The sequence below is a fragment of the Erythrobacter sp. W36 genome (assembly GCF_057364935.1).
On record NZ_CP200281.1, the window covers coordinates 2,699,900 to 2,714,059 of the forward strand.

Genomic DNA, 14,160 nt, shown 5'->3' on the forward strand with positions numbered 1-14,160 from the left:
ACTTAACTGCGCGCGAATTCTGGATAGGCTTCGACGCCAATCTCTGCCTTATCGAGCCCGATCATTTCGTCTTCCTCGCTCGGACGGACACCAATGGTGTACTTTAGAGCAAGCCAGACGATGGCCGAGGCAGCAGAGACAAAGACCGCAGTGGCAAGGATGCCAATACCTTGGACGCCGAATTGTTGTCCCATTGAAAGAGTGACACCGTCGACTTCTGACTGGGTATTGAAAGCAACTGCCAGCGTGCCCCAGATCCCTGCGAACAGGTGAACCGGAATTGCGCCAACAACGTCGTCAATCTTCAGCTTGTCGAGCAGCGGAACGGTGAACACCACAATCGCGCCGCCAACTGCGCCGATCAGGATCGAAGAGCCAACCGATGGAGCCAGTGGTTCGGCAGTGATCGAAACCAGGCTTACCAATGCGCCGTTCAACGCCATGGTAACGTCGGCCTTCTTGTAGCGGATCAATGTCAGCAGGATCGCTGTCACAACACCGTCGGCTGCAGCCATGTTGGTGTTGACGAAAATCTTCGACACATCAGACACATCACCAACGGTGCCCATCGCGAGCTGCGACGCGCCGTTAAAGCCGAACCAGCCGAGCCACAGGATGAACGTACCCAAGGTTGCCAATGGCACATTCGCACCTGGGAAGACGTTGACCTTGCCATCCGGGCCATAGCGGCCAGCGCGGGCACCAATGATGATGGCACCAACCAGAGCCGCCCAGCCGCCGGTCGAATGGACCAGAGTGGAGCCTGCGAAGTCAGAAAAGCCCATCGCATCAAGTGAACCTGCGCCCCATTCCCAGCTGACAACAACTGGATAGATGAAGCCGGTCAGCAAAAAGACGAAGATGAAGAACGGAACGATCTTCACGCGCTCTGCCACGGTGCCAGAAACAATCGAAGCGGTGGTGGCGCAGAACACCATTTGGAAGAACCAATCGGAGGCGACTGAATAGCCTGTATCAAGGTCAGCCTCGCCGACACCCTGCATCGGATAGATTGTGCCAGCCATTCCGAACCAGCCAGACCCGTCAAATCCAGGGTAGGCTATGTTATAGCCGATGACCCAGAACATCAGGCCAGCGATTGAGTAAAGGCCAATGTTCTTAAGGCACTGAGTAGAGGTGTTTTTCGAGCGCACCAGGCCCGCCTCAAGCATCGCAAAACCAGCGGCCATCCACATGACCAGGAATCCGCCGATCATAAACAGCAAGGTGTTGAGGATGTAGGCCGTGCCGTCAGAAACAGCTCCAGGCGCCGGAACAGCAGCCAGCGCCGGGGAGGCGAATGCCATGCTTCCCGTCGCAAGGGCTGCAAAAGATAGGAGTGTTCGCTTCATTTGATTGCCCCCTTAAAGCGCTGTTTCGCTCGGCTTCGCCTGTGCGAATCCGGGTTGCCGATGCGAGATCGAGCACGAAAATCTTGCCGTCACCGATCGCGTCGGTGTTGGCGGTCTGCTGGATGGTCTCGACCACTTGCGCCGCGATCTCGTCGCTGGCTGCAATCTCGAGCTTCACCTTTGGCAGCATGTTGGTTGAATATTCTGCGCCGCGGTAAATTTCGGTCTGGCCTTTTTGACGGCCAAACCCTTTGACCTCAGAAACGGTCATCCCGGCGACACCGATGCTGCCCAGCGCTTCGCGGACTTCATCGAGTTTGAATGGTTTTATGATGGCGATGATGAACTTCATCCGTGCCCCCTCAATTTCCGCCGGTCAGCCCCGGCCCTCATAGAGCAGCAAAAGGCGTGCCAGTTTCGGCAAGAGAGCGGAATCGCACAGAAGCGCGGGTTCTAGGGTTAACAGCCTAGGGGTCCTTGCCTAATTTTTAACCTCTTGTTTAATTTTTAGGCAGCCGCGACACTTACAGGGCAGTTATTCGCCCGCAATATAGCGATCGGTTGGACGCACTGGCAGGCCATCAATGCTGCTGATGCGGGTCGCCATCTTTGCTTCCCATTCCGCCGGGTCGGATTGGCGGTGAGCCTTTTTCAGCGTTTCTCGCTCTGCCTCCAGCGTCATCATCGGGACGCCCCAGCCGCAGCTGGTCTGAACGCTTTCAATATCAATCGCAAAGATTTGGCGCGTGCCTGGCAGCATCGTGAAATGGCTCGCCAGTTTGTCCCAGCCGTCATCCTGCGGCAACACCGGAACGCCGCGGCCATAAATCCGCAGGATATTGGCTGGCTGCTGAAAATTGCAGAACATGATCGTGATGCGCCCATCCGCACCCAGATGAGCGTGCGTTTCATTGCCGGACCCGCCGAGGTCGAGATAGGCAACGCGTTTAGGGCTGAGAATGCGAAAGGCATCATAACCCTTTGGACTGAGATTGATCCGCCCAATTGGCGCCGATGTCGCCACGAAGAACACTGGCTGCGCTTCGATCATCGCGGTGTGCTTGTCATTCAGCGCATCAAAAAACTCAGCCATCTTGGTTCTCCTTTTGGATCAGAACAAGGTCCTCAAAGAAAGTCTCTGAGCACGCCCATGAACTTATCAAACTGGTCATGGTGCAGCCAATGCCCGGCCTTTTCAAACTCAATCACCTCGGCGGTGTTGAAGTGCTTTAGCCGCCCGTCGTTCTCGGGATTAGAGGCCCAGCTGTCCGCACCATAAAGCAGCAAAGTGGGGCATGTGATCGCGCCCCAGGTTTGCTCGATGAACTCATCTGCCACGTCTTCAAAGCCCCAAACATTGAGGTGCGGATCAAATTTCCAGCTATAGGTGCCGTCCTCATTGCGGTTGACCCCGTGCACGGTCAGGTGCCGCGCCTGCTCCTCGGTGAGGTAGGAGTTTTCCTCGATCATGCGCGCGAACGCCGCCTCGATGCTCTCGTATTTGCGCGGGCTTCGCCCAGCCGCCTTGCGCTTTTTCGCGATCCATTCGGCCATCCGCTCTGGATAGGGCGTGGCGCGCATTTCTTCGCGGCGCGCAGGGCTTGGCCCAAGGCCTTCGATCGCGACCAGCTTTGTCACCATGTCGGGAAAGGTGCCCGCATAACGAAGCGCAACATTGCCGCCCATGGAATGGCTGACAATGGTCACTGGGCCGCTGCCCAATTGGTGGATCAGCTGCGCCAGATCATAGACCATATCGCCCGATTGGTAATTGCCATCAGACACCCAGTCGCTGTCGCCATGCCCGCGGTGGTCCATCGCGACCACGTGATAATCGGCGCACAGCTGCTCCGCCGTCCAGTCCCAGCTGCGCGCGTGATCGCGCCCGCCATGCACCAGCACCAGCTTGGGCTTGGCGCGGTCCGCATCGCTTTGCGCCCAATCGAAATAATTGAGCTTGATGCGCTGAGAGAAAAACGTCTGAGAGGTTGGGCCTGATACGGTCATGCAATGTCCCATGCCGCGAACATTGCTGCGCCGCAACACTCGCGTGAGTGCCTAGCGTTCTTTGGTTGCAGAGAATTTGAGCTCTGGGTTCTTCTCTTCCTGATAATTCACGTCCCACGGGCTCTTGGCCATGAACACCAGATCACCGTCGCGGTCTTTGGCAAGGTTGGCGCGGTTGAAGCTTTCAAAATCGGCAAGCGCCTGGCCTGCACCTTTGACCCAGCGGGCAGTGGCAAACGGCGCGGCCTCTAGCCCTGCCTCGACCTTATATTCCGCCGACAACCGCGAGATCAGCACCTCCAGCTGAAGCTGACCGACCACGCCGACAATATGCTGCGCGCCAAGCTCGGGATAAAACACTTGAATCACGCCCTCTTCGCTAAGGTCATCCAAGGCTTTGCGTAGCTGCTTGGTCTTGGTCGGATCTTTGAGCTGGACCCGCCGCAGGATTTCCGGCGCAAAATTGGGCAAGCCGGTGAAGCGGACTTTGTTTTGCTCGCTCAGAGTGTCGCCCACGCGCAAAGTGCCGTGGTTTGGAATGCCGATAATATCGCCTGCTTCCGCAGTATCAGCGATCTCGCGGTCCTGCGCGAAAAACAAGATCGGAGAATGGATCGCGATCGGCTTACCGAGCCCAGAAGGGGTCAGCTTCATGCCGCGCTTAAAGGTGCCAGATACCTGGCGCATAAAGGCAATCCGGTCCCGGTGATTGGGGTCCATATTCGCCTGCACCTTGAAGATGAAGCCAGTAACCTCATCATGCTCGGGCGTGATCTGATCATCACCCGCTGGCTGCGGGCGCGGCGGCGGCGCGTGCTTGGCGATCGCATCGATCAGTTCAGTGACGCCGAAATTCTTAAGCGCCGATCCAAAATAGACCGGGGTCAAATCGCCATTGCGATAAGCTTCAAGGTCAAACTCGGGATAGCCCACTTGCGCCAGCTCAGCCTCTTCGGCCCATTCGGCGGGAATGTCCGGATCGGTATCGCGGGTGCCGAGGAATTCCTTCGACGGCCCTTCTGGGCGGCTAACAGCGCCGCTCTCAAAATCGAGCACGCCCTCAAATTGGCCGCCCATGCCGATCGGCCAGCCTTGCGGGCTGACATCGAGCGCCAGCATCTCAGCAACCTCGTCCATCAGTTCAAAGCCTGGGCGCCCTTCGCGGTCGACCTTATTGATGAAGGTGATGATCGGCACGCTGCGCAGCCGGCAAACCTCGAACAATTTGCGGGTCTGCGGCTCAATACCCTTGGCCGCATCAATCACCATCACCGCGCTATCGACGGCGGTCAGCGTCCGGTAGGTGTCCTCGGAAAAATCCTCGTGACCCGGCGTGTCGAGCAGGTTGAAGGTGATCTTCTCACCGTCATACGCTTTTTCAAAGGTCATCACCGACGAGGTGACCGAGATGCCGCGCTGCTGCTCGATCTTCATCCAGTCAGACCGCGCCCGCCGCGCTTGCCCGCGCGCCTTCACCTCGCCCGCCAAGTGAATGGCGCCGCCTTGCAGCAGCAGCTTTTCCGTCAGCGTGGTCTTACCCGCATCGGGGTGAGAGATGATCGCAAATGTGCGCCGATTGGACATAGGTTTCAGACCGCGCGGGGCTTAGCCGCGCAGCTCCGCTCCGTGTTTGGCTGCGGCTGCGACAATCTTGTCCGAAATCTCGGCCAGTTCCGCATCCTTGAAGCTCTTTTCGCCGGGCTGCAAAGTCACCTCAATCGCAAGTGACTTCTGGCCCTCAGGGACATTGCCGCCGGTGAACAGGTCAAACACGCGGGCGCCCACGATGTTCGCCTTATCCGCGCCCTGAACCGCGCGCAGCAGATCGCCCGCCGCAAGCGCCTCTGGAACCAGAAACGCAAAATCGCGCGTCACGGATTGCAAGGCTGGCGGGGCAAAGCTTGGCCGCGCGAAGCTGACCGGGCCTTTGCCCGCCTTCTTCGCAGGGATTGCATCGAGGAAGATCTCCACCGCAGCAACCGGGCCAGCCATGTCGAATGCGTTCAGCGTTGCGGGATGAAGCATGCCGAAGCGCGCCAGCACCTTCTTTGGCCCAAGCCGCAAGGTCGCCGATTGCCCCGGGTGGAATTGACCGCCCGTTCCCTCTGCCACCGGCTCCATCACCATCAATCGGTCCGCAGGCGCGCCAGCAGCTTCGAGCAATTGGATTGCCGCCGCCTTTGCATCAAAGGCATCAAACTGCGCGGCCTTGCCCGCCGCCCAGCCGCGCTGCGTCTTGTCACCCGCGAGCACCAAGCCAAGCGTTGGCCGCTCGTCGCTCATGCCGTTTCCCCCGCGGAAATAACGCCGTCCCAGCTCAAACAGCCGGGTGGTGCTGGCCCCGTGGTCCGCATTGCGCTGAGCCGCCATGAGTAGGCCAGGAATCAGCGAGGGCCGCATGGCCTTCATGTCTTCGCTGATCGGATTGTCCAGAACCCACAGCTGCTCTCCCTCAGGTGCGAAATGCTCGGCTGCATCGCTTGGCAGGAATGACCAGGTGATCGCTTCGTCGAAGCCGCTGGCCGCCGCCGCGCGGCGCAATTTGCGCTCGAGCAGCTGCGCCGGTGTGGCTGTTGGTCGGGCCACCCCGTCCATGCGCGGCAAGGCGACGCTTTCCACCTTGTCGAGGCCGTGGATACGCACGACTTCTTCGACGAGATCAGCGGCGCCCTCGATATCGTTGCGACGCAGCGGGCACGTGACATTCCACTTGTCATCGACCGCGAAACCGAGGCTTTCCAGGATGCGGCGCTGCTCATTATCAGGCACATCAACACCGCCAAGCTGCGAGGTGAGACCTGTATCGAACGCAACGACCAGCGGCTCGCTAGGCGCAGTGCCAGCGCGCACGCTCTCGCTTGCTTCGCCGCCTGCCAGCTCAACAATCAAGCCAGTGAGCAGGTCGAGACCATCGTCCAGAAATTCAGGGTCAACGCCGCGCTCAAACCGGGTGCGCGCATCCGATGCAAGACCCAGCTTGCGCCCGGTCACGCCGATGCGAGCCGGGTCGAAATAGGCAATTTCAAGCAGCAGATCAGTGGTGTCATCCGACACGCCGGAATGCTCACCGCCCATGATCCCGGCAATATCGTGAACCTGCGCATCATCCGCAATCACGACCATGCTTTCATCAAGCGTGTAGGTCTTCTCATTGAGCGCCAACACTTGCTCGCCCGCCTTCGCGCGGCGCGCCACAACCGCGCCAGACAGCTTTGCCAGATCATAGGCGTGCGCCGGGCGGCCAAAAGCCAGCATCAGGTAATTGGTGAGATCAACCAGCAGCGAGATCGGGCGCTGACCAGCGCTGCTCAGGCGCTGCTGCAGCCAGTCCGGCGAGGGTCCGTTTTTCACGCCCTTGATCACCCGGCCATAAAATGCGGGGCAGCCGTCTGGATCATCAGTGCGGATTTCAACCGGACAAGCGCCAGAGGCCTCAAATTTCGGGAAGGCAACCGGCTTCAGCGTGCCAAGACCAGCAGCCGCCAGATCGCGCGCAATTCCGTATACGCCCATGCAATCGGGGCGGTTTGGCGTGATCGCGACATCAATGATCGGCGAGGAACCTTGATAGTCGGCAAAGGCGTGGCCCACGCTGGCATCATCGGGCAACTCGATAATGCCGTCATGCTCATCGCCCAGCTCCAGCTCGCGCACGGAGCACATCATGCCATTGCTCTCTACGCCGCGGATCGCGCTCTTGCGAAGCTGCATACCATTGGCGGGCACCACCGCGCCGGGCAGACCCAGCACGCCCTTCATTCCCGCACGCGCATTGGGCGCGCCGCACACAACCTGCAGCGGATCGCCCTCGCCCGTGTCGACGCTCAGCACTTGCAGCTTGTCGGCATCGGGATGCTTTTCAGCGGTCAGTACTTTCGCAACCTTGAAGCCCGCGAGCCTCTCGGCCGGGTCTTCAACGCCTTCAACCTCAAGCCCGATCGCAGTCAGCGCATTGGTGATCTCGCTGAGCGTTGCGTCGGTTTCGAGATGGTCTTTGAGCCATGTGACGGAGAACTTCATGCGCGCGCTCCTACACCAGCGGAAAGGGTCGGCTGATCAAACGGTGAGAAGCCATAATGCGCCAGCCAGCGCGGATCGCCATCGAAGAAGGCGCGCAGGTCGTTCATGCCGTATTTGAGCATGGCGATACGGTCGATCCCGAGGCCAAAGGCAAAGCCCTGATATTCGTCCGGGTCGATCCCGGCAAACTCGAGCACGCGGCGATTCACCATCCCGCTGCCGCCCAGCTCCATCCAGTCGTAGCCTGGCTCATCACCGTGCCCGCCGACAACGCGGCGGTCGCCTTCGTTTGAGTAGCCAACATCAACCTCGACGCTGGGCTCGGTGAAGGGGAAGTAACTCGGGCGCAAACGCAGGGTGATATCTTCGCGCTCAAAGAACGCTTTGAAGAAAGTCTCCAGCGTCCATTTGAGATGGCCGAGGTGAATGTTCTTGTCGATCACCAGGCCTTCGACCTGATGGAACATCGGCGTGTGGGTCGCGTCGCTATCGCTGCGATAGACACGGCCCGGCGCGATCAGGCGGATCGGCGCGCCTTGTTCTTTCATGCTGCGGATCTGAACCGGTGAAGTGTGTGTCCTGAGCAGCATAGAGCCGCCATCCGCCGCCTTATCCGGGAAGTAGAACGTATCGTGCATCGCGCGCGCGGGATGGCTCTCGTCCATATTGAGTGCGGTGAAATTGTGCCAATCGTCCTCGATCTCTGGGCCGGTTGCGACCGCAAAGCCGAGATCGGCGAAGATCTCTGCCAGCTCGTCCATCACCTGGCTCACCGGGTGGACCGAACCCATGGGCGCGTGAGACGCAGGCAGAGTGAGGTCGAGCGTTTCGCTGGCCAGCTGCGCTTCGAGCTCAGCGGCCTCAAGCGCTTGCCTTTTCGCCGCAATCGCATCGGCCACTTCAGCACGGATCGCCTGGATCGCGGGTGCTGCTTCGCTGCGCTCTTCCGGGCTCATCTGACCCAAAGTCTTGAGCGCCAGGCTCACCCAGCCCTTTTTGCCCAGCGCGCCAACGCGCTGTTCTTCCAGCGCATCAAGCGTATCAGCCCCGGAAATTGCTGCGAGCGCGGCGTCTTTTTGTGATGTCAATTCAGTCATGGTCTAGCCCAAAGGTTTGAGCCGGTCCGCTAGCGGGATTTCGCCGCCTTGGCAAAGCGCGAATTGTGCATTGCTGCGAAGATCGGTACATCATTTGCGCCACGTCTATCGCAGCGGCTTGTCCAGCGTTTGCGCGGCGCTGCCCCAAACCCGTGCGCGGGCCTCCATGAAAGAGGCGAGAATGGGATGCTCAAGAGCGGCATAATCGCTCGGGTTCATCGTCATGAACTCGCGGAACTCGCGGGTGAATTGGGCTTGATCATGATAGTGATCATCCATCGCCTCAGTCCACAACCGCTTGTCGTGCAGCATCCAATCCGACAGGCTGCGCATGAAGCGCTGGCGCCGGATCAGGAGCTTTGGAGCAAAGCCGAAATACCGCCAAGCACACACGCTCAAGCGTGCGCACGCTGATCCCGCTCGCCTGCGCCAAGTCGTCGACTGTGTTGAGTTCGGGTTCGACCAGCGCTTTGTGCACGCGTGCGATCTTTGGCTCGTCGCGGTTGGGCCGCATCAGCGCGCGCATCGTGTCTTCAATCGCGGCCAATTGCTGCTCGTCGTTCGCGCTTTCATCGCACAAGGCGTCAGCCAACCCTTCGAACTTCGCAAAGGCTGGATGCGTAGCGCCGTCACAGCCGACATTCGCAAGCTCACGCGCGTCGACATTGATGAACCGCGCCCAGCCCAGCGGCAGGAAGCCGATGCCCCACATGCGCGATGCGCCGAGCTCAAACTCGCATGGCAAGGAGCTTGGCCCAGTGGCCGTAAAGCGCGATCCGGAGAGCTGCGATGTGCCAATGGTGGCGGTCGGACGGCTACCGCCGAAGAAGCGGATATTGGCCCATTCCGGCTGCAGATGGTCTTTGACGGTTTTGCCATCTTCAACCTCCAGCACCAATTGGTAGAAGGTCGTGAAGCAGCCATCGAACTCTGGCGAAGGCGAGTAGAACTGGCTGCGGACGGTGAAGTCCGCATTCCTTTTGCCTATATGTCTCGTCCTCTGCCCACCCATGCGGTGGGTTTGGCGCAAGTGTCGCGTTTTTACAAGTTTGGCGCGTTTCTACAAACGAAAGGGCGCCAGCCTTTACGGCCAGCGCCCTATCCGTTTTGCGTTTCCTACACAGCTCTGCGCGGCTGCGCACGCCATGCTGAGAGCGCTGGCTTAAGCTGGCAATGCCGCCTTCGCCTGAGTGATGATCGACTTGAACGCCGCTTCTTCGTTCATGGCAAGGTCCGCCATGACTTTGCGGTCAAGCTCAATACCCGCCAGCTTCACGCCGTGCATGAACTGAGAGTAGGTCAGGCCTTCAGCGCGGACAGCCGCGTTGATGCGCTGGATCCAGATCGCGCGGAAGCTGCGCTTCTTCGCTTTGCGGTCGCGGTAAGCGTATTGACCGGCCTTCTCGACCGCTTGGCGCGCAACGCGAATGGTGTTCTTGCGGCGACCGCGATAGCCCTTGGCTTGTTCGAGTAGACGCTTGTGCTTTTGGCGTGTGGTGACGCCGCGTTTAATGCGAGGCATATGTAGTATCCTTTGTAGAGTTCTGCGCCAGCCCGCTCCCTCCACCCTTCCACCCGGATTTTCACACCGGAGTATGATCCGGGTGGAAGGGTGGAGGGAGTGGGCGGTCTAGCCCATCAAATCAATCGAGCCCGTAGGGCGCCCATTTCTTGATCGTCCGCGCATCCGGGTCTGAAGCGACCGAGGTGCCACGGTTTTGGCGGATATACTTCGCATTGTGGCTCATCAGACGGTGACGCTTACCAGCGACGCCGTGCTTGACCTTGCCAGTTGCGGTGATTTTGAAGCGTTTCTTCACACCGCTTTTGGTCTTCAGCTTGGGCATTTCGTTCTCCTTTATCAGAGACACGTTCTAATCGGCCCTGGCAGCCCTAATGAGCCAGGCCAATCGCTTGATTCGTGTCGTTGAAGTCGCGCCACATAAGGGCCACGGCGCGTGTAGGCAAGCGTTTTGGTAGGATAGGAAGGGAGTCTTTGTGTTCCGCACACCATTCGGTGTGCGTTCTTGTCTTGCGCACTCGCATCCGCGAGCGCGATGTCCTCGGCCCTGTCGGGCCTGCGGGCGGCCGCAAGGGCCTTGCGGTCGGCTGGTCGCCGACCGTGCTCCGCGACCAAGCCATTGGGAATGCGCGAGGGCGCTTAGTGCCTGTCCGAGGGCTTGGAATGGGTCGAGGCCGCAGGCCTCGCAAGGGCGACCGCCCGTCGCGCCTTATGGCGCGGAAGCCAAGCAGGCCGGATGGCCTGCGCCCGGCGCTTGAGGGCGAAAGCAAACAACACCCCCTCCCCACTCCACTCATCGCTGCTGGAGCACGCTTGGAACGGCTGGAACACAGTACAGGGCCAAAAAGCCAATCGATCACAGACGCACCGATTGATCGGTTTAGTCGATTAGTGGGAAGCTGGATGACGAGTAGCAAAAGCATGCCCAATCTATAGCGGGCGCACCTTAAGTAGGAAAACTGGCGGGCCCCCAATATCGCTGCGTCATTATGCGAAACTCGTCAGCATTTTAAGCGGTCAATTAAGTATACTGTTCACGGAACTAAAAACTACGCGGATAATTTGGGCGAACTGCGACCCTAGCGCATCAAACCGACGGCCGATCAATTCGATCAGCGAAGTTTGTGGTTTCCTAGGTATTAGCCAACTTCCCCCGTCGTCTCATAGCGCTCACCAAAATGGACGCCCGTTATACCCGCTTTTTCAATTCTCTCTTTGACTGCATCTGTCACGTACGGCCCGCTGCTTAGATGTTTGTCATGCCAAAACTTAACATCGCCAATTTTTTTTCGTCGAGCACCAAGCGCGCCTCGCCAAGAAGTGGACGCATCCAACCTGGCTTTGACATATCAAAGTTAGTCAACTCCCGATCTCCGATGTCAATGCGATTGCAGACCTGCCAGAACCAACGCGTCGCAAGGTCAGAACCATCTTTGTCGATAAATTGAACGGGCTCAAACTGATGCACGCCGGGTTCGATCTCTTCGATCAACTCGCGAAAGCGAGCGGAGACAGTGCGACAAAACGTTTCTTCATAATCTAGCAGCTTGCGCTTGGTATTCCAGCGAATGATCTTGGGGACGCTTTCTGATTTTACACGGCGACCGGAATTAAACTCACCCTGCGCTGCGAGATTGGTCCCCCCGTCGGGAGTTCGGTCCTCCAACACCAGCTGCCGTGTCCCCTCAATTAAATCCGCTCCAGGATAACTATCCGGCTTTGGCCGATAAGAAAGTGATCAAACCATCAACCCATCTCCTGCGCGCTCATTTGCGCACCCAAACCAATCACCTGAACCTTCATCAATTTACTCGCCCTTCACCCGCATTTTCTCCAGCACTTCTGGATCTACGCTGCGCGCCACAATCAGGTGGATTGGAAGGCTCCCGTCATTACGCGAATGATAGACCGGCTTTCTTACTGTTTCGTTTGGGAGTTTGAGCGTCCAACGTCATCCCAGCGAAAGCTGGGATCTCATGCGGCCACGCACTGCACTGAATGAGCTCGAGACCCCAGCTTCCGCTGGGGTGACGTCTCACTGTAAACTCTCGTGATGCTTTATCTGAAGACGTCATCCCGGACTTGATCCGAGATAACGCCCTCGGTCTCGCGCTCATTGTGACAGTGATCCTGAACCAAGTTCAGGATGACGTTTCCGGATTGAGCATAGCAGAGCATCAAACCCCTACCCCATCGCCTCCAGCGCTTCTTCCAGCCGCGCGGGCTCGCCTAGCGCTAACACCGTGCCATCGGAATTCGCATCCAGCGGGTTGCCCTGCCAATCGCTCATCATCCCGCCTGCGCCCTCTACAATTGGGACCAGCGCGGCGTAATCATAGAGTTTCAGCCCGGCCTCGCACACGACGTCCAGATGGCCGCTCGCCAGCAGGCCGTAATTGTAGCAATCCCCGCCCCACACCACGATTTGCGAGGTTTGCGCGGCCAGCGACATGAATGCACCGCCTTGATCGTCGGTGAAATATTGCGGGCCGGAGGAGGCGATGGTCGCCTCTGAGAGCTCTTTGCAAGACCGCGTGCGCACTGGCAGGCCGTTGAAGGTCGTGCCCTCGCCAATGCGGCCGACCCAGCGTTCTGCGGCAATCGGCTGATCAATCACGCCCAGCACGGGCCAGCCATCCTGCAGCAAGGCGATCAACGTGCCAAAGATCGGGCGGCCCGCCATAAAGCTGATCGTGCCATCGATTGGATCGAGCACCCATTGCTTGGCCCGCGCCCTCATTATGGGTGCCATATTCCTCGCCGATGATCCCATCGTCAGGACACTCCGCCTCGATAATCGCGCGCATCGCGGCCTCTGCTGCGCGGTCGGCCTCTGTCACGGGCGAGGCGTCGGCCTTGCGCTCCTGCGACCAGTCTCCGCGAAACAGGGGGCGGATGGCATTGCCAGCCGCATCGGCCAGGCGCTGAGCGATTGCTACGTCTTTGTTCGTCATAATCCGCGCGCAGTCTCATCACAGGCGCGGCAATGCAAGGGGCGTGTTGGCACCGGCCCTGCTGACCGCTGATCGGGTATGTTGCAATTGACACATGCGCCGGGCGATGCCTTATGGTTAAGTCAAACGGCTGTCCTGCAAAGGCATGGCCAAAAGGTGGGTTAAAGACTGCGGGAGCGGTGCGGGTTGAAGAGATTCAAACCGCGGCCCATTTGGACAGTCGCAAGTCTTTATAACGGGTCGGACATGGGCAAACAGGCAAGCGCAGATGCGCCGGTACAATTTGCGCCCCGCTCTGGGGTCAATCGCAGCGGCATGCCGCTCGCCGCCAGCCGTGCCCCCGCCAAAGATCTCGATCCTTGGATTGGGCGGCTGGTCGCCTCGAAACTGGAGGCGGATGAGGCCACTCACATCGCCTGCGGCATTTGCAATGATCTGGCCTTTGCCCGCATCGTGGTGGGCGGCACGTGGGACGCGCAAACCGCCGACGGGCCGATGGAGTTTCGTGATGAGGCCATCCTGTTTGGCCCGCAATCGCGCCATATGCCGGTGGGATGCTGCGGCCATGTGATCGCGATCGGCATTGGCTTTCGCCCCGGCGCGATCCCTTGCCTGCTTGGGCGCGAAATGGCGCCGCTGGTGGACCGGATTGAGCGCGCCGATCCCTTTGGCCTCATCACAAACAGCGCGGCGCAGGACTATCCGCTCGATGCCGAGCCAGAGGACTGGCTGCAAACGGTTGAGGAGGCGATGCGCGCCTTTATCGCGCGGGTCCAGCCGGAAATGCCCGATCCGCTGGCCGCCGCTTTCGAGCATGCAAGCTTTGCCGATCCGACCATCACCCCCGGCGATTTTGCCGCGGAGCACGGCATGTCCTCACGCAAGCTGGAGCGGCTGGTGCGGCGCGATTTCGGCATGACCGCGAGCACAGTTTTGCGCCGCGCCAAAGCGCTCGATCTGGCGGCGCAGCTGTGCGGGGTGGCGGATGAAGAGGAAGAAAGCGAGCTGCTGCTGCGCTATTTCGACCAATCGCATTTGATCCGCGATTTTAAAGCGTTTTTCGGGACCACCCCGGCCGCTTTCCGCTCTCAGCCGCGACTATTTTTGCGGATCAATGTGGAGACGCGGCAAGCCCGGCGCTTGGCCGAGCTCGACCGGATTAAGCCAGGCGCAGAACCGCCGTGGCGCGGTGAGTGAGGACGGCGCGG

General features: G+C 59.4%; 12 protein-coding genes and 2 pseudogenes. 1 reads left to right on the forward strand and 13 read right to left on the reverse strand.

The window, feature by feature from the left end; genetic code table 11:
- Window positions 1-2: 2 nt before the first annotated feature.
- From amt to hisN, 13 genes and pseudogenes are all read right to left on the reverse strand, one after another.
- The gene (gene amt, locus AC0V6U_RS13230; protein ID WP_472643613.1) at window positions 3-1,307 is read right to left on the reverse strand and encodes an ammonium transporter; all 1,305 of its coding nucleotides are present in this window, start codon (window positions 1,305-1,307) and stop codon (window positions 3-5) included.
- Window positions 1,308-1,383: 76 nt separating this feature from the next.
- A pseudogene (locus AC0V6U_RS13235) lies at window positions 1,384-1,704 on the reverse strand (P-II family nitrogen regulator); the annotation flags it as partial.
- A gap of 183 nt (window positions 1,705-1,887) precedes the next feature.
- Window positions 1,888-2,445, reverse strand: a complete 558-nt coding sequence (locus AC0V6U_RS13240) for a pyridoxamine 5'-phosphate oxidase family protein (RefSeq protein ID WP_472643614.1) — start codon at window positions 2,443-2,445, stop codon at window positions 1,888-1,890.
- Window positions 2,446-2,477: 32 nt separating this feature from the next.
- Window positions 2,478-3,359, reverse strand: a complete 882-nt coding sequence (locus AC0V6U_RS13245) for an alpha/beta fold hydrolase (protein ID WP_472643615.1) — start codon at window positions 3,357-3,359, stop codon at window positions 2,478-2,480.
- Window positions 3,360-3,410: 51 nt separating this feature from the next.
- Complete coding sequence (locus tag AC0V6U_RS13250) at window positions 3,411-4,943, reverse strand: peptide chain release factor 3 (RefSeq protein WP_472643616.1); 1,533 nt, start codon at window positions 4,941-4,943, stop codon at window positions 3,411-3,413.
- Window positions 4,944-4,964: 21 nt separating this feature from the next.
- Window positions 4,965-7,379, reverse strand: coding sequence for a phenylalanine--tRNA ligase subunit beta (gene pheT, locus AC0V6U_RS13255; protein WP_472643617.1), 2,415 nt, complete (start codon window positions 7,377-7,379; stop codon window positions 4,965-4,967).
- On the reverse strand, window positions 7,376-8,476 hold the full coding sequence (gene pheS, locus AC0V6U_RS13260; RefSeq protein WP_472643618.1) for a phenylalanine--tRNA ligase subunit alpha: 1,101 nt from the start codon (window positions 8,474-8,476) through the stop codon (window positions 7,376-7,378). Before pheS ends, pheT begins: the two co-directional genes overlap by 4 nt.
- Window positions 8,477-8,581: 105 nt before the next feature.
- Window positions 8,582-8,755: a hypothetical protein gene (locus AC0V6U_RS13265; protein WP_486169491.1), complete on the reverse strand. Its 174-nt coding sequence runs from the start codon at window positions 8,753-8,755 to the stop codon at window positions 8,582-8,584.
- 4 nt (window positions 8,756-8,759) lie between these two features.
- Window positions 8,760-9,488 carry a hypothetical protein gene (locus AC0V6U_RS13270; RefSeq protein ID WP_472643619.1) on the reverse strand — a complete coding sequence of 243 codons (729 nt, stop codon included), beginning with the start codon at window positions 9,486-9,488 and terminating at the stop codon, window positions 8,760-8,762.
- Between the two features lie 150 nt (window positions 9,489-9,638).
- Window positions 9,639-9,998 (reverse strand): 50S ribosomal protein L20, encoded by a 360-nt coding sequence (rplT, locus tag AC0V6U_RS13275; protein WP_472640353.1) that lies wholly within the window; start codon window positions 9,996-9,998, stop codon window positions 9,639-9,641.
- Window positions 9,999-10,119: 121 nt separating this feature from the next.
- Complete coding sequence (gene rpmI / locus AC0V6U_RS13280; RefSeq protein WP_472640352.1) at window positions 10,120-10,323, reverse strand: 50S ribosomal protein L35; 204 nt, start codon at window positions 10,321-10,323, stop codon at window positions 10,120-10,122.
- Between the two features lie 921 nt (window positions 10,324-11,244).
- Window positions 11,245-11,664 carry an imm11 family protein gene (locus tag AC0V6U_RS13285; RefSeq protein WP_472643620.1) on the reverse strand — a complete coding sequence of 140 codons (420 nt, stop codon included), beginning with the start codon at window positions 11,662-11,664 and terminating at the stop codon, window positions 11,245-11,247.
- A gap of 519 nt (window positions 11,665-12,183) precedes the next feature.
- Window positions 12,184-12,952: pseudogene (hisN, locus tag AC0V6U_RS13290) on the reverse strand (histidinol-phosphatase).
- Between the two features lie 246 nt (window positions 12,953-13,198).
- On the opposite strand from hisN, the gene AC0V6U_RS13295 reads away from it, so the two are divergent.
- Window positions 13,199-14,149, forward strand: coding sequence for a helix-turn-helix domain-containing protein (locus AC0V6U_RS13295; protein ID WP_472643621.1), 951 nt, complete (start codon window positions 13,199-13,201; stop codon window positions 14,147-14,149).
- Window positions 14,150-14,160: the final 11 nt, after the last annotated feature.

Coding starts and splice junctions, on each gene's coding strand:
- amt (WP_472643613.1), bottom strand. CDS start 1,307: ATGGCATTCGCCTCCCCGGCGCTGGCTGCTGTTCCGGCGCCTGGAGCT.
- AC0V6U_RS13240 (WP_472643614.1), bottom strand. CDS start 2,445: ATGGCTGAGTTTTTTGATGCGCTGAATGACAAGCACACCGCGATGATC.
- AC0V6U_RS13245 (WP_472643615.1), bottom strand. CDS start 3,359: ATGACCGTATCAGGCCCAACCTCTCAGACGTTTTTCTCTCAGCGCATC.
- AC0V6U_RS13250 (WP_472643616.1), bottom strand. CDS start 4,943: ATGTCCAATCGGCGCACATTTGCGATCATCTCTCACCCCGATGCGGGT.
- pheT (WP_472643617.1), bottom strand. CDS start 7,379: ATGAAGTTCTCCGTCACATGGCTCAAAGACCATCTCGAAACCGACGCA.
- pheS (WP_472643618.1), bottom strand. CDS start 8,476: ATGACTGAATTGACATCACAAAAAGACGCCGCGCTCGCAGCAATTTCC.
- AC0V6U_RS13265 (WP_486169491.1), bottom strand. CDS start 8,755: ATGGATGATCACTATCATGATCAAGCCCAATTCACCCGCGAGTTCCGC.
- AC0V6U_RS13270 (WP_472643619.1), bottom strand. CDS start 9,488: ATGGGTGGGCAGAGGACGAGACATATAGGCAAAAGGAATGCGGACTTC.
- rplT (WP_472640353.1), bottom strand. CDS start 9,998: ATGCCTCGCATTAAACGCGGCGTCACCACACGCCAAAAGCACAAGCGT.
- rpmI (WP_472640352.1), bottom strand. CDS start 10,323: ATGCCCAAGCTGAAGACCAAAAGCGGTGTGAAGAAACGCTTCAAAATC.
- AC0V6U_RS13295 (WP_472643621.1), top strand. CDS start 13,199: ATGGGCAAACAGGCAAGCGCAGATGCGCCGGTACAATTTGCGCCCCGC.